The sequence below is a fragment of the Halohasta sp. A2 genome (assembly GCF_056175805.1).
In genome coordinates this window covers 1-244 of sequence record NZ_JAQFWV010000359.1, presented here as the reverse complement: position 1 = coordinate 244, position 244 = coordinate 1, and the positions used below count along the sequence as shown (strand labels likewise).

The following is a 244-nucleotide window of genomic DNA, read 5'->3' as shown; positions in this document are numbered from 1 at the left end:
CAGGCTGCCGGGATGGACTCGGCAGGCGAGCTGCCGAGTTCATCTCCGAGCTTCACCAACCGATCAGTCAGTCGTTTGTCGCCGAACTCAGCTGCTCGAAACTCCTTTCGAATCCATCCAGAGACATTCATGTCACACAGCTGTCCATCTTCATCAGCTTTTGATCGCCAGCTCCGCGAACAGCGTCCCATTTACTGGAGTTGATTGGTCAGCTACGGCGTTAGAACTTGTGGGTAAGAGACAG

Annotated in this window: 1 protein-coding gene; it reads right to left on the bottom strand. The window is 54.1% G+C overall.

Annotated elements, in window-relative coordinates:
- Positions 1–191 (bottom strand): IS4/Tn5 family transposase DNA-binding protein (locus O2S87_RS19425; protein WP_475410271.1); only part of this gene is annotated, 191 nt, incomplete at its 3' end.
- Positions 192–244: the final 53 nt, after the last annotated feature.